This is a genomic window from Propioniciclava soli (genome assembly GCF_038502305.1).
Taxonomy (GTDB): Bacteria; Actinomycetota; Actinomycetes; order Propionibacteriales; family Propionibacteriaceae; genus Propioniciclava; species Propioniciclava soli.
Window position 1 is genome coordinate 186986 of sequence record NZ_CP115965.1, and the last position, 19275, is coordinate 206260.

Sequence of the window (19275 nt, forward strand, 5' to 3'; positions counted from 1 at the left end):
CTGCCACTGCGGTCGGATGGTTGAAGGTGCAACTTCAGACCCAGGTCGCAGCAACCAGCTGGCTGGTAAATGGTTTCCAGAACTAAAATTGCTCGGTGAGCACGACCACTTCCCCACGCCCAACCCTGGAGCTGTCACCCACCGCCATCACGGCCGGTGCCCTCTCGTCCGTCACCGCCTCCGTCCTCGGCTCGACCCTCGGCACGGCGGGCACGCTCGCCGGTGCCGCCATCGGATCGGTGGTGGGTGCCGTCGCGACCGCGCTCTACTCCTTCGGCATCCGGCGGACGCACTACTCCGTTTCTTCCATCTCCGACCGCTTCCGCGGTGACTCTCCCGACGCGGGTGTCGCCGACGTCGCACCGGCCGGCACCACCGACGCCGACATGGAGGCAGCGCACTTCCAAGGGGATGTGCCGGACGCCGTCCTGTTCACCGGTCTCAGCTCCGGGGTGCACCCGGACGCCCCCGCTCTCGACGGTGTCGCGCCCGGGCTGGTCCCGACCGGTCCCGATGGCGCGGTCGGCGAGCCCGCCGGCATCGGCCCGACGGCCACACGCGGCGGATCGGAGGAGCGAACGGGTGCGGATACAGGCGTGGCCCCGGGTGCGGAAGCGACCGCCGCCGGTACCAGCCGACGCTCGGGGCTGCGCTGGGCGGCGGCGGGGGCGCTCGCGTCCGCCGGTGTGGCGTTCGTCGTGGGCCTGGGGGTGATCACGGGCGTCGAGGCCAGCACGGGCCGAGCGCTCTCCGGCGGCGAGGGCACGACGGTGGGCAACGTGACGACGGTCGAGAGGGCCGAGACCTCCGACGCTGCGACCGGGGCGTCCGATGCGTCGACGCCGGCGCCCACCGCCACGCCGACCGAGCCGACACCCGCCGCCACGGCCACGCCGACCGCCACGCCGTCACCGACGGCCCCCACTCCGACGGCAACCCCCGTTCCGACCGCGACACCCGCGGCGGCCGGGTCGACGCCGTCGGCCGTGAGCATGGCGACCAACGAGGCCGTCCCCACCCCCGCCACGCCTGCGCAGTGACCGTCGCCGGTCAGGCCCGCGCCGGGGCGTCCGCGTCCGGCAGGGTGTGGCGGTAGGTCCACGAGGTGAGGGCGGTGCCCAGCATCACGATCAGCACCCCGACGAAGATGTGGAGCGACACCTGGTGGGTCTCACCGAGCGCGACCTGGATGCCCACGGCTGCGGCCAGCGCCACGGCGAGGGTGAGGTTCACCGGCCCGGCGGAGCGTCGGAGCGCCACGTACACCAGCGCGTTGGCCACGCACACCGCGAGGGTCACCCAGGCACCCCAGACGTGGTAGGGGCGGAACTGCGCCTGCCCACCCAGGAACGCCGAAGCCCACCCGGCCTGGCCGAGGAGGCAACTCAGGGCCACCGTGACGCCCGAGCGCAGCGCGATGAGGTGGGGGTGGGGCAGACGCGGCATCGGCATCACCCCATCGTGGCAGATGCCTGGTCGCCCGGGCAGTGGGCGTTAGCATGGGCGCCGTGACCCCCGCGACCGACGCCTCCGCCACGGCACCCACCAGCCGGACCACCCCGGACGCCCCCGGGCGCCGTCGGTTCTCGCCGGCCCGGGCGGGTTACGCCCTGCTGGCGCTGCTGGCGCACGCGGCCGTCGGGCTGGCGTGGCTGGTGACGGCCTTGGCTGTGATGGGGTCCTTGGGCGTGCTGCGGCGGATCGCCATGAATTCCGAGTTCGCCTGGGACACGGGGCGGTTGCCACAGCCGTGGGTCATCGTGGTGGGGATCGTCGCGATCCTCGTCAGTCACCTGTTCTTGCGGTGGGCGATGCGCGGGGCCGGCGGCGGTCACGCCGCCTGGGGGCCGTCCGTCATCGCCTGGTGCGGGGCCTTCCTCGGCGTCGCCCTGGGTGCCTATTTCTGGATTCCGCCCGTGGTGGTGGGGGAGCAGGTGGGGCCGGCCTCGGGCGAGTCGACGCCGTGGGGCATCCTCGGCTGGGTGGCGCACTACGCGCGCCTCGCGTTGCCGGCGGCGGTGGGCCTCGTGACGCTGGTGTTGCTCCTGGTCAGCCGCAATTCTCCGCTGGTGGTGCTGTGGCGTTGGTGGCGCTCGCGCCCGCGGCGTCCGTTCGGCCGACGCGCCGAGCGAGCCTGAGCGCGCGCGGGCCCGCACCGCCCGCCGGCGAACGGATCCCGAGGGCTTTCCCGCCTGTACACAAGGCGTTCACCCCGGCATGATCGGCTGCAGGGACGCCCCCGACCCGCGACGCCGCATCACTCATCCGGAGGAACCATGAACCGCACCCGACGCGCCGTGGCCCTGGCCGCGACGCTCGGCCTGCTCGGCGCCGGCAGCATCGCCGGCTCGGCCCAGGCCGCGACACCCGTCGACGCCATCAGCGAGGGCCTCACGCCCGTCACGCTGCTCAACTTCAACGACTTCCACGGCCGCATCGACGACGGCCTCGCCCTGACGGGCGTACTCGGCAAGAACTTCGCCTGCACGATCCAGACGGCACGGGCCACGTACGGCGCCGAGCAGACGGTGCTGCTCTCCGCCGGTGACAACGTCGGGGCGTCGTCGTTCGCCTCCAACATTCTCGGCGACCTGCCGACGCTGGAGTACCTCAACGCGCTGGGCGTCACCGCCTCCGCCGTCGGCAACCACGAGTTCGACCGCGGCTTCCCCTGGTTGCAGGGTGAGGCGATCCCGGCCGCCGGGTTCCAGTATCTGGGCGCGAACGTCTACGAGCGGGGCACGACCACCCCGGCGCTCGAGGAGTACCGCCTCACCGAGGTGAACGGGGTGATGCTCGGCATCATCGGTGCGGTCACCGACGAGACGCCGTCGTTGGTCGGGCCCGACGGCATTTCATCGATCGAGTTCGGCGACCCGGTCGCAGCCGTCAACCGGGTGGCCGCCCAACTCTCCGACGGCAACGCGCTGAACGGCGAGGCCGACGTCCTCATCGCCGAGTACCACGACGGTGCCGCCGTGGCGACGAGCCTAGGCGCAGCGGAGGACGCCACCGAGATCTTCGACCGCATCGTCAACGACACCTCCCCCGCGGTCGACGTCGTCTTCAACGGCCACACCCACCTCGCCTACCAGTGGGACGGCCCGGTGGAGTCCGGCACGCGCGTCATCAGCCAGTCGGCCAGCTACGGCGCGCGGCTCGGCGTCGTCCAGCTCGGCTACAACGCCGAGACCGGCGAGGTGGAGGAGTACATCGCCAGCCAGCTCGCGACCGCGCCCGTCACGCCCGCCTGCGAGGCCGACCCGACCTATGCGGCGGCTGCCGAGATCGTCGACGAGGCCGTGGCCAACGCCAAGGAGATCGGCACGCAACCGGTGGCCGAGATCAGCGCCGACATCACCACGGCCTACGGCGACGCCCAGGTCGTCCAGGGTGTCTACTGGGGCACGACGCGCGATGATCGCCTCCGCGAGAGCGCGTTGGGCAACCTGGCTGCCAACGCGTGGGCGTGGGCGGCCAACCAACCCGGCCGGACTGGCGCCGACATCGGCATCATGAACCCGGGCGGCCTGCGGGCCGATCTCTTGTTCGATCCTTCCGACGCCGAGGGCGACGGGGTGGTCACCTACGCCGAGGCTGCCGCGGTGAACCCCTTCGCCAACACGCTGCAGAGCATCGACGTCACGGGTGCCGTGTTCCGCCAGGTGCTCGAGCAGCAGTGGCAGCCGGCGGCGTCGTCGCGTCCGTTCCTCAAGCTCGGGCTCTCGGACAACGTGCGCTACACGTACGACCCGGACGCCGCCGCAGGCAGCCGCATCCTCGATGTGTGGGTCGACGGCGCGCCGCTGGACGAGGCGGCCACCTACACCGTGGCGGCGGGCAGCTTCCTGATCGGCGGCGGGGACAACTTCACCGCGCTGCAGCAGGGGACGCAGGTGCGTGACCTCGGCCTGATCGACATGGATGCGTTCATCAACTACCTGGCGGCGCAGGACGTGGTGGAGCCGTCGTTCGAGAAGAACGGCGTGGCCGTCACCGACGGCGCCCTGCCGGTCGCGCGCGGCGAGCAGGCCACGGTGCGCGTCGATGGGGTCGACCTGACCAGCCTCGGCGCCCCGGCCAACACGGAGTTCGACGTGGTGGTCGACGGCTTCACCATCGGGACAGCCGCCATCACGACCGCGCGGACGCCCGGCGTCCCGACGCGCGACGGGGCGGCCACCGTCACCCTGACGGTCAACCCGGCGTACGTGGCCGACACCGTGCAGCTCGTCGCCAAGCCATCGGGGACGGTCGTGACCCTGCCGCTGGCGGCGCTGCCCACGGCGTCGTTCTCCGACGTGACGCCGGCCACGCAGTTCCACGACGAGATCGCGTGGCTGGGCGGGGCCGGGATCGCGCAGGGCTGGCCCGACGGCACGTTCCGCCCGGTGACGGCGATCCATCGTGACGCCATGGCGGCCTTCCTGTACCGCCTCGCCGGGAGCCCCGAGTTCCCCGTCCCGGCCGAATCGCCGTTCAGTGACGTGCCGACAACCCACCAGTTCTACAAGGAGATCGCGTGGCTGTCGCAGCGCGAGATCGCCAACGGCTGGAGCGACGGCACCTTCCGCCCCGACCTGTCGATCGGCCGGGACGCCATGGCGGCCTTCCTCCACCGCGCCGCGGGCAGCCCCGCCTACACGCCGCCGGCGACCTCGCCGTTCAGCGACGTGACGGTCGACTCGGAGTTCTACACCGAGATCGCCTGGCTGCACTCGACGGGGATCACGACCGGTTGGCCGGACGGCACCTTCCGCCCGACCGATCCGGTGAACCGTGACGCGATGGCGGCGTTCCTCCACCGCTACGTCGCCGAGTTCGGGGTGCCCGAGCTGGGCTGACGTCCATCCTCGCCTCCGGGCGACACGCCGCGGGGCGCCTGGTCACCTGACCGGCGCCCCGCTTCGCTGCGTGTGACAAGGTGGGATGCATGGAAACGCGACGGATGGAACGGCTCGGGCTCGAGACCTCGGTCATCGGCATGGGTTGCTGGCAGATCGGAGGCAGCTGGGGTGAGGTCGGGCAGGACGACGCGCTCGCCACGCTGCACGCGGCGGCGGACGCCGGTGTCACCTTCTTCGACACTGCGGACGTCTACGGTGACGGCCGGAGCGAACAGCTGGTGGGCCGGTTCGTGAAGCAGCGGCCGGCGGGGTCGGTTGTCGTTGCCACGAAGATGGGGCGGCGCGCCGATCCGCACGAGGCGTCCGCGTACACCCTGGACGCCTTCCGCCGCTGGATCGACCGCAGCCGGGAGAACCTCGACGTGGCGGTGCTCGACCTGGTGCAGCTGCATTGCCCGCCCTCGGAGGTGTTCGCCTCACCGCAGGTGTTCGAGGCGCTCGAGACCCTCGTCGCGGAGGGCCGGATCCGCGCCTATGGCGTCTCGGTCGAGCGGTGCGACGAGGCACTGACCGCCCTGGAGCACCCCGGCCTGGCGAGCATCCAGATCATCGTCAACGCCTTTCGCCACAAGCCGCTCGAGCGGGTGCTGCCCGCCGCGGCGGAGGCGGGCGTCGGCGTCATCGCCCGCGTGCCGCTGGCCTCGGGCCTGCTGAGCGGACGCTACGACGCCGACACCACGTTCGCCGCGGACGACCACCGCAGCTTCAACCGCCACGGCGAGCAGTTCGACCGGGGCGAGACGTTCTCCGGCGTGCCCTACGACGTCGGCGTCGCCGCCGCCCAGGAGTTCTCGGCGTTGGCGCCCGAGGGCGTCACCCCGGCGCAGTTCGCGCTGCGCTGGCTGGTGGACACCCCCGGTGTCAGCGTCGTGATCCCGGGGGCGCGCAACCCTGAGCAGGCGCGGGCCAACGCCGCGGCCGGCTCGCTGGCCCCGGTCACCGACGCGCAGCGCGCCGCCGTGGCTGCGCTGTACGAGGAGCGGATCGCCGAGCACGTGCACGCGTCCTGGTGAGGCGGATCAGCGTCGCCGCCAAGCGCCCTCCAGGCCCGTGGGGGTGAACCCGAGGGCGTCGTTGATCGCCAGCATGTGGGCGTTCTCCGCCGCGTTCCAGGTGTGGACGCGCAGGGCGTGCGGGTTGGCCCGTCTGAGCCGCAGCAGGTTCGCGGCCTTCACCAGCATGCCGAGGCGGTGGCCGCGGTGGTCGGGGTGCACCAGCGTGCCCTCCTGCCAGACCCCGGCCGGGTTGTGCCCGGGCCACTCCACCAGGGTGAACGCGACCAGCTCGCCACTGCCGCGGTGGCGGGCCGCCGAGGTCACCCACCCGCGCTCACGCGCCAGCATCCGCTGCTCGGCCGAGCGCAGACGGGCGACATCCCAGGCCTGCGCCTCGCCCAGCTCCTCGGCCATCGGGACGTCGGTGCTCATGCGGCCCTCCAAGAGGGCGCGCCCTTCGGCGAACGCATCGGGGGCCGGGCCGTCCCAGCCCACCAGCTCGTAGTCGTCCTCGGAAGCCACGCGGGCCATCTCGGCGTGCCGTTGTGCCGCGGTGAGGGCGGCCTCGTCGAGGGTGAGGGTGGATGGGCGCTCAACCTGTTCGAGGGTGAAGCCGTGACGGAGCAGGAAGGCGTTGGAGGGTCGGCGCGGGTCGACCGCCCCCGTTCCGGAGGAGGCAGCGACGCCGTCGTCACCGTCGGGGCCGAGCCCTGGTTCGAAGGCCCAGGCCAGCAGCGTGGTGCGTCCCTGGGCGGCCAGGGCGGCGGCGGCGGTGTTCAACAGCGCCGTCCCCACCCCGCGGCGGCGCGCTGCCCGGGTCACCGTGAGGTCCAGGCTGGCGGTGTCCGGGTCCTCCCGCAGGGGCTGATCGGCACCCACGTACCCCAGCACCGGGTCGCCGACCTCCCCCGCACCGTCCAGCGCCACCCACACGTCCTGGCTCCAGTAGGGCGACCCGCGCAGGCTGAGGACGCGGGCGGCGACGCTGTCGTTGAAGTCGTCGTGCCCGTAGAGCTCACGGCAGGTCGCGCCGTCGAGCGCGGCCATTGCCTCCACCCACGGGTGTGCGGTGTCGTCACCCGGCGCGGGCGTGGGGACGGGCTTGATCGTGAGCATGGTCGGACCTTTCGGGCGCTGGGCAGCCTTTCAGGATGGCGGACCGCGCGGTGGGGCGCAAGCGAGCGGGTCAGGAGCCGACGGCGTCCGGGGCCGTCAGCGCCGCACGCACCGCGGTGAGGGTCTCGGAGGTGCCCGCATCGACCGTGAGGGCGGCCAGTTCGTCGGCGCGGGTGGCGCCATGGTTGACGATCACCACCGGCGTGCCCGCCTTGGCGGCGTGGCGCGCGAAGCGCAGGCCCGACATCACGGTGAGCGACGACCCGGCGACCAGCAGCACCTCGGCGGCGTCGACCAACGCGTAGGAGCGGGCCACCCGCTCGCGCGGCACGTTCTCCCCGAAGAAGACCACGTCGGGTTTGAGCACCCCGCCGCAGCGCAGGCACGGCACCACGACGAAGTCGGCCGGGTCGGCGATGTCGGCGTCGCCATCGGGGCGCAGCTCGGCGGTGCCGGCCGGAATCTGGCCGGTGACCTGTGGGTTCGCGTCCTCCAGCCGCTCCTGGAGGGTGCGCCGCGGCGTCAGGTCGCCACACTCGAGGCACGCGACGCGCTCGATGAGGCCGTGGAGGTCGACCACGTCGGTCGAGCCGGCCGCAGTGTGCAGGCCGTCGACGTTCTGCGTGATGATCGGGACGCCCAGCGCCGCCAACGCCGTGTGCCCCGGGTTGGGCGGCGCGGCGCCGAAGCTGCGGTAGCCCTGCATCGACCGGGCCCAGTAGCGACGCCGGGCGTCGGCGTGCCGGATGAACTCGCCGTACTGGATGGGACGGGTCGGGCGCGCATCCGGGCCCCGGTAGTCGGGAATGCCCGAGTCGGTGCTCAGCCCTGCGCCGGTCAGCGCCACCCAGCGCCGCCCGGCCAGCAGGTCAACGATGCTCGCGACCTGGCCCGGAGTGGGGTGGGGCTTGGGCGTGGGCACGGAGCCGAGCCTACCGACCCCCGCTCTGCGCCAGCAGCCTCATCGCGCTCGCCGCGTGGCTGGGGCTGACCTGATCTGCGGCGTCGTACCGGTACAGTTCCCTCGAGCGCCGCCTGGTGAATTGGGCCGCTTCTGTCGTGACGCGTCGAAGGAGGGACGGCCATGCCCGACACCACGCCCCAGAGCGCGCTGCTCGGCGCCCTCGCGGCCGCGCTGATCGGCGCGTTTGCGGCGCACTTCCTGGCCCCCGATCCACGCCTCGGCCCCACCGAAACCGGTGACCCGGCGTTGGCGGCCGATCTCGCTGCCGTGGTCGGGGAGGGCCGCGGGATGTCCTCGGTTGCCGTGGCCCGCGTCGAGGGTGACGCGGTGCGTTACGCCGCAGCGGGTGACACCACCGGCTCAGCGGCGGACGGCTCGCCGGAGGACGGCCGCGACGCCTTGTTCGAACTCGGCTCGGTCACGAAGACCTTCACCGGGCACCTGCTCGCCGACGGGGTGGCGCGCGGTGAACTGGAGCTGGACGCGCCGCTCGCCACCTATCTGCCCGAGCTTGCCGACACCCCGGCGGGGGCGGCGACCCTGGAGCAGTTGGCGAGCCACACGAGCGGGCTGCCCCGCGTGCCCGGCGAGCTGGTGCGTTTCCGCGGGGCGCTGGGGACGGGCGACCCCTACCGCGACTGGACGGTGGACCGCGTGGTCGACGCCGCGCGGACTGCCCCGACCACGGCCGTCGGCGAGGAGAACTACTCCAACTTCGGCGTCGCGCTGCTGGGCATCGCAGAGGCGCGCGCCGCCGGCGTCCAAACCTGGTCGCAGCTCGCGGAGGAGCGGCTGTTCCAGCCGCTCGGGATGGACGACACGACCGTCGTGGAGGCCGGGGAGTCGGAGCCGGACGGGCTCGTGTGGCCGCGGACGGCGAACGGGCGGGCGGTGCAGCCGTGGACCGGCGACGGCTTCGCCGCCGCCGGGAGCGCCACGCGCACCACGACGGGCGACCTGGCGCGGTTCGCCACGGCGGTGCTCGACGGCACCGTGCCGGGCGCCGGGGCCGTCGAGCCCGTCGTGACCGGACCCGATCACGGGCGCGGGCTCGGCTGGAGCGTCGACACGAGCCAGACCCCCGTCCTCCTCAGCCACGGCGGCGCCACCGGCGGCACCTCCACCCACCTCGTGCTCCAGCCGGACGCCGACCGCGCGGTCGTCGTGCTGGCCGCCACCGACGCGGACGTGGGCCCGATCGCCCGCCATCTGCTGCTCGACCCCACCCAGAGCGTGCACTTCGGGCCCAACGCGGCGGGGGTGGCCAGCGTGCTGGCCGCGATTCTGGTGCTGCTGCTCGTCCTTCTCAGCCTCAACCAGCTCCCGAGCCGGGTGGGCGCCCTGGCGGCGGTCGTCATGGCAGCCGCGGCGGGCGTCGCCCTGACGCTGCTGGGGCCCTGGCAGTGGGCCCTGCGCTGGGCGATCGGTTTTCTCCTGGGGGCCCTGGTGGGGGCGGCCTGGCTCGCGGTGCTGCGGGCCCCGTCCGCGCCGTGGCTGCCGCAGCGGCGGCCCTACCAGCCCGTGGTGGCCCTCGCCCTGGCCGCGGCGGGCAGCGCCATGCTGGGCTGGCTGCTCGTCTAGCGCTTGGGGACGCTCCGGTCGCCGGCCCGCGGGCCCGGCATGCCAAGATGGCCCCATGCGTGCGCTGGCGAAGATGCGGCCCGGGGCGGGGCTCGAACTGGTCGAGCGGCCCGAGCCGGAGGCGGGGGACTGGGAGGTGAAGGTCCGCGTCCAGCGGGCCGGCCTCTGCGGCACGGACCTCCACCTGCAGCAGTGGGACGACTGGGCGGCGTCCCAGATGAACCTGCCGCAGACGATCGGCCACGAGTTCTACGGCGAGATCGTGGCGGTCGGCCGCGAGGTCAAGGAGCTCGTGCCGGGCGACAAGGTCTCCGGCGAGGGGCACATCGTCTGCGGTTACTGCCGCAACTGCCGCGCCGGACGCCGCCACCAGTGCGTCCGCACGGTCGGGCTCGGCGTGAACACCGACGGCGCGTTCGCCGACTACGTGGTGCTGCCGGTCGAGAACGTGTGGAAGCACCCCGACTGGGTCGATCCCGAGCTCGGCGCGTTGTTTGACCCGCTCGGCAACGCCACCCACACCACCCTGCAGTGGCCCCTGGTGGGGGAGGACGTCTTGGTCACGGGTGCGGGGCCCATCGGCGTCATGGCCACGGCGATCGCCAAGCACGCCGGGGCACGCCACGTCGTCGTCACCGACCTCTCGCCGGAACGTCTCGCGCTCGCCGAGCGCGCCGGGGCCGATCTGACGGTCAACCCCCGCACCACCCGGCTGCGGGAGGCCCAGGCCCAGCTCGGCATGCGGGAGGGGTTCGACGTCGGCCTGGAGATGTCCGGCGCGCCGGCCGCGGTGGCCGAGATGATCGACAACATGAACCACGGCGGCAAGATCGCCATGCTGGGGCTGCCGGCGTCCGGCTACGCGGTCAACTGGGGCCGCATCATCACGCACATGCTCACCGTGAAGGGCATCTACGGCCGCGAGATGTTCGAGACCTGGTACCTGATGACGTCCATCCTGTCGACGTCGCCCCAGCTGAAGGACGCCGTCCGCTCGGTCGTCACCCACCGCTTCGCCGCAGAGGACTGGGAGGACGCCTTCGCCACGGCCCGCTCGGGCCAGTGCGGCAAGGTGATCCTCGACTGGAGCTGACCCGCCGACCCCCGCCCCGGCCCCGGGGAATCCCTGTGAGAGGAAATCATGACCGACGCATTCGCAGCCCACGTCCGCGCCACGCTCGACGAGATCGACGCCGCCGGGCTCACCAAGCGCGAGCGAGTGATCACCACTCCGCAGGGCGGGCAGATCGGCGTCAGCACGGCGGATGACCGGGTGCTGAACTTCTGCGCCAACAACTATCTCGGCTTGGCCGACGAGCCGTCCGTGGTCGCCGCCGCGCGGGAGGGCCTGGACGCCTGGGGCTTCGGCATGGCGTCGGTGCGGTTCATCTGCGGAACGCAGGCGCCCCACCGCGCCTTGGAGAACCGGCTCAGCGCGTTCCTCGGCACCGACGACACGATCCTGTTCTCGAGCTGCTTCGACGCCAACGCCGGCGTCTTCGAGGCGCTGTTCTCGGCGGAGGACGCGATCATCTCCGACGAGCTGAACCACGCCTCCCTCATCGACGGCATCCGGCTGTGCAAGGCGCAGCGGTTCCGGTACCGCAACGCCGACATGGCTGACCTGGCGGCCCAGCTGGAGGCGGCGGCGTCCGCCCGCTTCCGCATCGTCGTGACCGACGGCGTCTTCTCGATGGACGGCGCCTACGCCCCGCTGCGCGAGATCTGCGACCTCGCCGACGCCCATGACGCGCTCGTGCTGGTGGACGACTCCCATGCCGTCGGGTTCGTCGGCGAGGGCGGTCGTGGGACGTCGGAGCTGTTCGGCGTCGCCGACCGGGTCGACCTGCTGACCGGCACGCTCGGCAAGGCGCTCGGTGGGGCGTCCGGGGGGTACGTGAGCGGCCGGGCGGACGTGGTCGAGCTGCTGCGTCAGCGCGCGCGGCCCTACCTGTTCAGCAACTCGGTCGCCCCGAGCGTGGTGGCCGGCTCGTTGGCGGCCCTCGACCTGGTGGACGCCTCCGCCGACGCCCGCGCGCGCCTGCGGGAGAACACCGAGCTGTTCCGCTCGCTGATGACCGAGGCGGGTTTCGACCTGGACCCGTTCACCGCCGGCCCGCAGGGGGCCCCGGCCGCCGGGCGGGTGATCCCCACCGACGTGCCGCCGCACCCGATCACTCCGGTGATGTTCCCCGGGGAGGACGGGGCGCGGCTGGCGGGCCGGGTCGCGGAGCACATGCTGGCCCACGGGGTCTACGTGATCCCGTTCAGCTTCCCCGTCGTGCCCCGCGGCAAGGCGCGGATCCGCGTCCAGCTCTCGGCGGCGCACACGGGCGACGACGTCCGCGCCTGCGTGGACGCATTCGTCGCCGCCCGTGCGGCGTCCCAGGAGACGGAGTAAGCCTCAGCCCTGCGGCCGCGGCGTGCCGAGCTTGCTGACCGACCGGTTCATGAACGCGGCCATGGCGTCACGGCGCACGGGCTCGGTCGGGCGGAAGGAGCCGTCCGGGTAGCCCGTGGCGATGCCGCGCTGGGTCAGCCAGGCGATCTCACGGTAGAACTGGTTCGAGCGGGCGATGTCGTTGTAGGACACGGTGCCCGTGCCCGAGGGCCGGTTGTACATGCGGTAGAGGTAGGCGGCCATGGCGTCGCGGTTCGTGGTCGCGGCGGGGCGGAACGTGCCGTCCGGGTACCCCTCCGCGACACGCGTGGCGGCGAGCCAGGCGATCTCCTTGTAGTACATGTGCGAGGTGGGCACGTCGGAGAACGGGGAGGTGGCCGGGGGCGTGTAGGCCGGCGAGCCGGCCATGCGGTAGAGGAAGGCGGCCATGGCCTCGCGCGTCACCGGTTCCCACGGGCGGTAGGTGCCGTCCGACCAGCCGGTGGAGATGCCGGTGGTCGCCATCCAGCGGATCTCCGGCTCGAACTGCAGCCCGATCGGCACGTCGCGGAAGCGCGGGTAGCGGGTGGTGTTCATCAGCGTCTGGACGCGGGAGCGGATCGTGCCCATCCGGGAGTAGACGTACCGCCCCGGGCAGGAGGTGGCGTTCTCGTCGCGGTGGCCCGAGATGGCGGGCAGGAAGGTCGAACCGCCGTCCTGGCCGCCCGAACCCCACGTGCTGCCGTAGGGGTTCACGTTGTGCATCTGGAGCTTCCAGGCGATGACCTGGTTCATCGTCTCGATCATGGCCGACGACGGCGTGGCCGTCTCGTAGTTGCCCATGAGCGAGATGCCGAAGACGCGGCGGTTGGTGACCCCCCAGGCGTGGCCGCCGGCGATGGGCTGGTTGACGCCGCCGCCGCGCCCCTCCCAGGCGCGGCCGAACTTGTCGACCAGCACGTTGTAGGCCGTGTCGTTCCAGCCGCGCCCGTTGACGTGGAAGGCCTGGATCGAGCGCAGGATCGCGGGCACCTGCGCGGAGGTGTAGCTGTTCGTGCCGGCGGTGTGGTGGATCATCGCGCCGGTGACCTCGCCGCGGGAGTAGCCGTAGCGGACGAGCGACTCGTCGGCGCCCCAGGCGGCCCTGCTCAGGATGCGCGGGTTGTCCCACGCGTACGAGGAGGCAGTGGCGGACGCCGTGGCGTCCGCGGCGGTGACCACCGAGGAGTACACCTGCAGCTCGGCGCCGACCGGCTCGCCGTCGGCCGACACCACGATCGCCTCGACCTCGTCCTTCGACGAGATGATGACCGGCTCGCTGCTGACCGTGCCGCTCTGACCGTCGTCGGTGGGGTCGATCTGGATCTGCTCCCAGGCCTCGGGCTGGCCGTCCGCGGTGCTGCGTACCCACAGCGAGGCGGGGTCGGCGTCCGCGGGCAGGATGAGCGCGGCAACCGCAACCTCGTCGGTGAGGGGCTGACTGGCCGTCTCCACGGCCAGGTCGGAGGTCGTCTCGAGCTCGGACGCCACCTCCTCCGGCAGGTCGGACAGCTCGGACAGCTCGGCGGAGGGCAGCTCGGCCAGAGCCACCTCCGTGCTGCCCACCTCGGGCGCAGGGGTGGTCACCGGCGGTGCGGCGAGCGCCGTCGGCGCTCCCACGAGGGTGAGCGCGAGGGCGAGCACGGGGATGTGGGTACGGAAGGGCATCGGTCAGCTCCCGGACGGTTGGGGGATCCGCGGAATTACGGCACGCCCACTATGGCTCATCATCCGGCTTGGTTGAACCCGATTCTCGGCCAATCTTAAGGAAAGGTTGAGACTTCACTTTCAAGCCTCGGGGAATTCATGGTGACGGGTCATCGGGCCTTGTCGCGACGCCTTCGGGGAGCAGTGTGGGGGTCGGGTGGCGCGGCGCCAGCTCACGTGACGCACCGTGTCGCCACGTGGCGCACTTCAATCCACGTGGCGCACCCCGACACCACGTGGCGCAGCGCGGCTCACAAGGCGGCCCGTGCACGGCCCGCCGGGTGAGCTCCCCTGCGCCACGTGCATGTCAGCTGCGCCACGTCGCCCGTCCGCCTCCAACGGTGGCGGAGGATCGGGCCACGTTCTGGGCTCCTGCGATGGTGGCGGGCGGCGTTCTAGGTTGGGTCACCGAGCGAGGGGAGCGGACGATGGAGTACGCGAAGTTGGGCAACACGGGTCTGGACGTGTCTCGGATCTGTTTGGGCACGATGGGGTTCGGGGACCCGGAGAAGTGGATCCACTCGTGGGTGCTCCGCGAGGACGACGCCCGCCCCGTGGTGAAGCACGCCGTCGAGCAGGGGATCAACTTCTTCGACACCGCCAACGTCTATTCCCTCGGCACGAGCGAGGAGATCCTCGGCCGGGCCCTGGCCGACTACGCCGATCGCGACGAGATCGTCATCGCCACCAAGCTGCACGGCCGCATGCACGAGGGGCCGAACGGTGCGGGCCTCTCCCGCAAGGCCGTGTTGAGCCAGATCGACGCCAGCCTGCGCCGCCTCGGCACCGACTACGTCGACCTCTACATCATCCACCGCTGGGATCCGGAGACCCCGATCGAGGAGACCATGGCGGCGCTCGACGACGTCGTCCGCTGCGGCAAGGCCCGCTACCTGGGGGCGTCCGCGATGTGGGCGTGGCAGTTCGCGTCCGCCCTGGCCGCCGCCGACCTCAATGGCTGGACGCCCTTCGTCTCGATGCAGAACCACTACAACCTCCTCTACCGCGAGGAGGAGCGCGAGATGCTGCCGCTGTGCCGCTCCCGCGGCATCGCGTCGACGCCGTACAGCCCGCTTGCGTCCGGACGCCTCACGCGCGACCCCGGCACGAAGACCGAGCGGTCGGAGTCGGACGCCGTGCAGCGCAGCAAGTACGACGCCACCGCCGAGAAGGACGGCGAGATCATCGCCATGGTTGCCGAGATCGCCGCGGCGCGCGGCGTGGAGCGGGCCCAGGTGGCGCTCGCGTGGCTGCTCGCGAAGGATCCGGTCGTGGCCCCCGTCGTCGGCGCGACCAAGCTGTCCCACCTCGACACGGCGATCGGCGCCCTCGACGTCGAGCTGACCGAGGACGAGATGGCGGCCCTGGAGGAGCCGTACGTGCCGCACCCCGTCGTCGGCCACCAGTGAGCCGGCCCGGGCGTCCGGCACGGGCGCGGCCGATCCTCGCGTTCGCCCTGGGAGCCGGGGCCTGGTTCGGCGTCCGCACCGCGCTGGCGTCCGCACCGGTACGGGCGCTCGGGCGGGTGGCTCCCCGCTGGCGCACGCCGTTGCTGCTGCTCCCGCCGGACGCCACCCGGCGCCCACCGCGCCGCGGCGGGCTGGCGGCGGTGCTGCCCCGTCTGCTGCCGCCGGGCCTCGGTGTCCCGACGATGTTCGACGACCCGGGCGCCGGCGTCCGCGTGGGGGGCTACCTCTACGATCCGCCCACGCGGAATCGGCCGTCCGGGGCGGTGCTCTGGTTGCACGGCGGCGGCATGATCACCGGCGGGCCCTGGATGAGCCATGGCGTCGCCAACCGGCTCGCGCGCGAGCTCGGCGTCCTCGTGATCGCGATCGACTACCGGCTCGCTCCCGAACACCCGTTCCCCGCCGCGCTCGACGACGCCATGACGGCCCTTTGCTGGCTGCACGACCACGCGGAGGAGCTGGGTCTCGACCCGGCGCGCATCGCGGTTGGCGGCGAGAGCGCCGGCGGCGGGCTGGCCGCCGTGCTCGCCCAACGGGCCCACGACGAGGGCGTCCCGCTGGCGTTCCAGGTGTTGATCTACCCCATGCTCGATGACCGGACGGTGCTGGCCGACCCGGCGGGGCGGGGCGAACTGGTCTGGACGCCGGCGCAGAACCGGATCGCGTGGACGTGGTTCCTCGGGCACCCGCCCGGCCGGGCCGAGCCCCGGCCGTACGCCGCGGCGTCCCGACGCGAGGACCTCACCGGGCTGGCGCCGGCGTGGATCGGCGTCGGCGATCTCGACCTGTTCCACGACGAGGACGTCGCGTACGCGCACCGACTCGAGCAATCCGGGGTGCCGGCCGAGTTGGTCGTGGAGCCAGGCATGCCCCATGCGGCCGACATGCTCCCCGTGCCGGGGGCGCGCGCGTTCACCCGGGCCTGGACGGCAGCGCTCGCGCGCGCCCTGCGCGCGTGAGACTGGCCCCGACGCCGAAGCGTCGGGGCCAGTCCGGAGTGCCTCACACGGAGGTATCTCAGAAGGCGGCGCCGGCCGCCTCCGCGCGCTGCGTGGCCTTTGCGGAACGGTCGAGCGCGTCCTGACGCACCTCGGCGCCACGCCCGGTCACCTGCTCGGCGCTGCGCTCGGTCACCGTCTCGGCCACGCGCCCGTTCGCGCGCTGCGCGGAAACGGCCGGGCCGGTCGGTGCCCCCATGGCGGTGAACTGGCCGCCCAGCTCGCCCCGGACCCGGTTGCCCGCGCCGACCGGAGCCGGATCGTTGCCGGTGCCGGTCAGGCCGCCCCGAATGATGTTGCCGACGACCCAGACCCCTCCGGAGGTGTTGTCCACGGTGACGTTGCCGCCGAAGTAGTTCGACCCGTCGCAGTTGGACAGGGCGCCGTGGGAGAGGTCACCACCGAGCTGCACGCCCGTCTGGTTGCCCCGCCACGTGGCCGGACCGTAGACCTCCGAGTCGCAGACGACCGAGCCGACGGTGTTGCCGTCGACCTGCAGGGCCCCCTCGATTACCGCGTCGTAGACGTCGGTGTACTCCGTCCGGATGCCCTGGACCTGGCCGGCGACGGTCGAGGAGGAGAGGTCCAGCGCGCCGCCGGTGGAGCGCACGCGATCGGCCAGGTGCGATTCATCGATGATGATGAAGCCGGTGCCGGTGGTGTCGTTGACCGTGGTGACGGCGCCCGCCACGGTGCTGCCGTCCAGCACGTTGCCGAAGCTCTGGCGCGCGGTGAGGGCGCCCTCCAGGGTGGAGTCGACGGCCTCCAGGTAGCCGTCGTCCCGCACGACGGTGTCACCCGACACGGTCACCCCGGTCATCACCAGGTCGGCGCCGCTCTGGACGCGGACGTTGCCCTGGATCACGGTGCCGTTGAGGTAACAGGCCTGGCCGGCCGGGACGACGAGGTCGCCCGGAATCGTGACGGCGCCGCCCTCACCCACGCAGCGGGTCGTGAAGGCGGCAGAACTGGTCTGGGTCGTGAGTCCGATCGAGGTGAGGGCGAGCAGGCCGGCAGCGGCGATGGACAGGCTCTTCTTCATGTGATTCCTCCAGTCAGGGGGCCGCCGACGCGGACCCACACCACGACCCGAGCGCATCAGGATGGGAGGCAACGCGACGAACGGTTGGCGAGCAGCCGAGGTCCACCCTGCCCGGGGTTGGTGGCGACGGTCAAGGGGTTCAGGACGTCGCTCCTCTGACCAACGGGTGTCACGCGGGTGAAGTCCCGGGGTCAACCATCGCTCCGGAATTCACCACATGGCGCCCTGGGTCCAGTTCGACGGGTTGTGCACCCGGCAGCATGACCTCGGCGACCGACCCCTCGGGCACCGTGACCTCCGCGCGGAGCACGTCCCCGTCGGCCTCCCAGCGCACCGCGATGCGCCCCTGCGGGGAGTCGAAGGACGCCTCGGCCCACGTGATGCCGCCACCCGGCACGGGTGCGACGGCGAACCGCGTCCACCCCGGCTCGAGACGCCGCAGGCCCGCGATGTGGCTGTGGAAGAAGTCGATCACGCCACCCTTGCTGTAGTGACTGAGCGAGGCGGACGCGATGCCCTCGGGGTCCACACCGTCCCAGTTCTCCCACACGGTCGTCGCGCCGCGCTCGGGCATGATCAGCCAACCGGGGTAGTCGCGCTGACCCAGCACGCGGTGCGCGAGGTCGGCGTGGCCCGCGTCGGCCAGCGTCGGCAGCAGCCACGGCGTGGTCAGGAAGCCGGTGCCGAGGTGGTCGTCCGCCTCGTGCACCAGCTCGACGAGCCGGGACGCGGCGGCCGCGCGATCGGCGTCCGGTACCAGGCCGAGGGTGAGGGCGCGCACGTAGTTGGCCTGCGACTCGTGGGTCAGGCGGCCGTCACGCCAGTACTCGGTGCGCCAGGCGTCGGTCACCCGCTCGGCCAGGGCGGCGTGCTCGGCCGCGGCGTCGGCGTCCCCCAACACGGTGGCGACCTGGGCCATGAGTCGCGCGGTCCAGGCGTAGTAGGCGGTGGCGACGATGCCGTGGTCGTCCATCGGGCTCCACTGGCCGCCCGGCTCGAGCCACTCGCCCCAGTGGAACCCGGCGTCCCATAGGTAGCGCTCGTGGGGTTGTGTCGGCCCCGTCCGGGCGTGGTGGCGGAACCGCTCGGCGACCTCGCTCACGTGGGCGAGCCAGCGGCGCATCGCCGGGTAGGTGCGCTCGAGAACGCCCACGTCGCCGTAGGCCTCGTACAGCCGCCACGGGACGATCGCGATGGCGTCGCCCCACCCCGCGGACCCCTCGAAGCTGATCGGCAGCGTGCACGATCGGGACGTCGTCACCGATGACGATCTGGTACTGGCCGCCGGCCTGCACCACGGTGATGACACCGTCGAGATCCTTGATGGCCTGCGTGGCGGCCTTGCCTTCGTCGCGTAGGTCGAGCCGCAGCCGGGTGGCGCAGTGCTTGGCCGAGCGAATGTTCTCCTTGCCGCCCACCTTGGCGACGATGTCGGACGCCAACGTGTCGTAGTCGACTGCCATGTCGACCCCCTTTCGATCCGCTCCCCGGGCACAAAAAAAGCCCGGGACGACGCATCGTCCCAGGTCTTGCCTCTGCGGCGAGGAGAGTAACAACCCTGAATGAACCAACTGGCTCGCGAAGAAAGTAACCCATGGCGCCACCCCACGGCAAGCATGGGGTGGGCAATGCGTGGCAACCGACGACCCGGGGAGAGCGACTCGGGGTCCCCGGTCGGGGGTCCCCTAGCCGGCGGAGGAGCCGCCCACTCTGGCCTTGTCGAGACCTCCCTGCCAAAGCGACCGCCTCCCTGCCAAAAGCGACCGCCTCCCTGCCAAAGCGACCGCCTCCCTGCCTATGCGGCCGCCGTCCTGCCGTTCGTGCTGCGACCCTGTCGCTCGTGCGCAGGAACCCCCGGTGTCTGGTGCGGCCTCCCTGCCTATGCGGCCCCCGCCCTGCCGTTCGCGCTGCGACCCTGTCGCGCGTGCACCACCCTGCCGTCGCAACGGCAGGGTGCTGGGCTTCTGGCGGGGAGGCGGCGAGAAGGGCAGGGTGGCGGCGAGAAGGGCAGGGTGGCGGGGCCAAGAGCGAGGCGGTCAGCGCAGCGGGGCAGTGGCACTGGCAGGGTGGCGGCGCG

General features: G+C 72.4%; 15 protein-coding genes and 1 pseudogene. 9 read left to right on the forward strand and 7 right to left on the reverse strand.

Annotated features, from left to right (window positions below; genetic code table 11):
* Nucleotides 1-95 precede the first annotated feature (95 nt).
* A complete protein-coding gene (locus PCC79_RS00845; RefSeq protein WP_232548664.1) occupies nucleotides 96-1040 on the forward strand; it encodes a hypothetical protein in 945 nt (314 codons plus the stop codon).
* Nucleotides 1041-1050: 10 nt separating this feature from the next.
* Here PCC79_RS00845 and PCC79_RS00850 read toward each other — a convergent pair whose 3' ends face one another.
* The gene (locus tag PCC79_RS00850) at nucleotides 1051-1452 is read right to left on the reverse strand and encodes a hypothetical protein (RefSeq protein WP_232548665.1); all 402 of its coding nucleotides are present in this window, start codon (nucleotides 1450-1452) and stop codon (nucleotides 1051-1053) included.
* 56 nt (nucleotides 1453-1508) lie between these two features.
* Between PCC79_RS00850 and PCC79_RS00855 the strand changes: the two genes are divergently transcribed.
* From PCC79_RS00855 to PCC79_RS00865, 3 genes are all read left to right on the forward strand, one after another.
* Nucleotides 1509-2138, forward strand: a complete 630-nt coding sequence (locus tag PCC79_RS00855) for a hypothetical protein (RefSeq protein ID WP_232548666.1) — start codon at nucleotides 1509-1511, stop codon at nucleotides 2136-2138.
* Between the two features lie 138 nt (nucleotides 2139-2276).
* Nucleotides 2277-4844, forward strand: a complete 2568-nt coding sequence (locus PCC79_RS00860; RefSeq protein ID WP_232548667.1) for a 5'-nucleotidase C-terminal domain-containing protein — start codon at nucleotides 2277-2279, stop codon at nucleotides 4842-4844.
* An 89-nt stretch (nucleotides 4845-4933) separates the two neighbouring features.
* Nucleotides 4934-5920: an aldo/keto reductase gene (locus PCC79_RS00865; RefSeq protein ID WP_342372722.1), complete on the forward strand. Its 987-nt coding sequence runs from the start codon at nucleotides 4934-4936 to the stop codon at nucleotides 5918-5920.
* Nucleotides 5921-5926: 6 nt separating this feature from the next.
* Here PCC79_RS00865 and PCC79_RS00870 read toward each other — a convergent pair whose 3' ends face one another.
* Together PCC79_RS00870 and PCC79_RS00875 are read right to left on the reverse strand one after the other, a co-directional pair.
* Nucleotides 5927-7018 (reverse strand): GNAT family N-acetyltransferase, encoded by a 1092-nt coding sequence (locus PCC79_RS00870; RefSeq protein WP_342372723.1) that lies wholly within the window; start codon nucleotides 7016-7018, stop codon nucleotides 5927-5929.
* A 70-nt stretch (nucleotides 7019-7088) separates the two neighbouring features.
* Complete coding sequence (locus PCC79_RS00875) at nucleotides 7089-7940, reverse strand: NAD-dependent protein deacetylase (RefSeq protein ID WP_342372724.1); 852 nt, start codon at nucleotides 7938-7940, stop codon at nucleotides 7089-7091.
* A 162-nt stretch (nucleotides 7941-8102) separates the two neighbouring features.
* Between PCC79_RS00875 and PCC79_RS00880 the strand changes: the two genes are divergently transcribed.
* The 3 genes from PCC79_RS00880 to PCC79_RS00890 are packed head-to-tail and all read left to right on the forward strand — an operon-like array spanning nucleotide 8103 to nucleotide 11964.
* Nucleotides 8103-9563, forward strand: coding sequence for a serine hydrolase domain-containing protein (locus PCC79_RS00880; RefSeq protein WP_342372725.1), 1461 nt, complete (start codon nucleotides 8103-8105; stop codon nucleotides 9561-9563).
* 55 nt (nucleotides 9564-9618) lie between these two features.
* Nucleotides 9619-10656 carry an L-threonine 3-dehydrogenase gene (gene tdh, locus PCC79_RS00885; RefSeq protein WP_232548672.1) on the forward strand — a complete coding sequence of 346 codons (1038 nt, stop codon included), beginning with the start codon at nucleotides 9619-9621 and terminating at the stop codon, nucleotides 10654-10656.
* Nucleotides 10657-10704: 48 nt separating this feature from the next.
* A complete protein-coding gene (locus PCC79_RS00890) occupies nucleotides 10705-11964 on the forward strand; it encodes a glycine C-acetyltransferase (protein ID WP_342372726.1) in 1260 nt (419 codons plus the stop codon).
* A 3-nt stretch (nucleotides 11965-11967) separates the two neighbouring features.
* On the opposite strand, the gene PCC79_RS00895 is transcribed toward PCC79_RS00890, so the two are convergent.
* Nucleotides 11968-13650: an S-layer homology domain-containing protein gene (locus PCC79_RS00895; RefSeq protein WP_342372727.1), complete on the reverse strand. Its 1683-nt coding sequence runs from the start codon at nucleotides 13648-13650 to the stop codon at nucleotides 11968-11970.
* 467 nt (nucleotides 13651-14117) lie between these two features.
* Between PCC79_RS00895 and PCC79_RS00900 the strand changes: the two genes are divergently transcribed.
* Entirely contained in the window at nucleotides 14118-15098 is a 981-nt protein-coding gene (locus PCC79_RS00900; RefSeq protein ID WP_342372728.1) for an aldo/keto reductase, read from the forward strand.
* Nucleotides 15095-16117 (forward strand): alpha/beta hydrolase, encoded by a 1023-nt coding sequence (locus tag PCC79_RS00905; protein ID WP_232548676.1) that lies wholly within the window; start codon nucleotides 15095-15097, stop codon nucleotides 16115-16117. Before PCC79_RS00900 ends, PCC79_RS00905 begins: the two co-directional genes overlap by 4 nt.
* 58 nt (nucleotides 16118-16175) lie before the next feature.
* On the opposite strand, the gene PCC79_RS00910 is transcribed toward PCC79_RS00905, so the two are convergent.
* The 3 genes and pseudogenes from PCC79_RS00910 to PCC79_RS17365 all read right to left on the reverse strand — a co-directional run.
* The gene (locus tag PCC79_RS00910; protein ID WP_232548677.1) at nucleotides 16176-17198 is read right to left on the reverse strand and encodes a hypothetical protein; all 1023 of its coding nucleotides are present in this window, start codon (nucleotides 17196-17198) and stop codon (nucleotides 16176-16178) included.
* Between the two features lie 169 nt (nucleotides 17199-17367).
* On the reverse strand, nucleotides 17368-18459 hold the full coding sequence (locus tag PCC79_RS00915; protein WP_232548678.1) for an alpha-L-rhamnosidase C-terminal domain-containing protein: 1092 nt from the start codon (nucleotides 18457-18459) through the stop codon (nucleotides 17368-17370).
* A gap of 121 nt (nucleotides 18460-18580) precedes the next feature.
* A pseudogene (locus tag PCC79_RS17365) lies at nucleotides 18581-18661 on the reverse strand (hypothetical protein); the annotation flags it as partial.
* Nucleotides 18662-19275 lie beyond the last annotated feature (614 nt).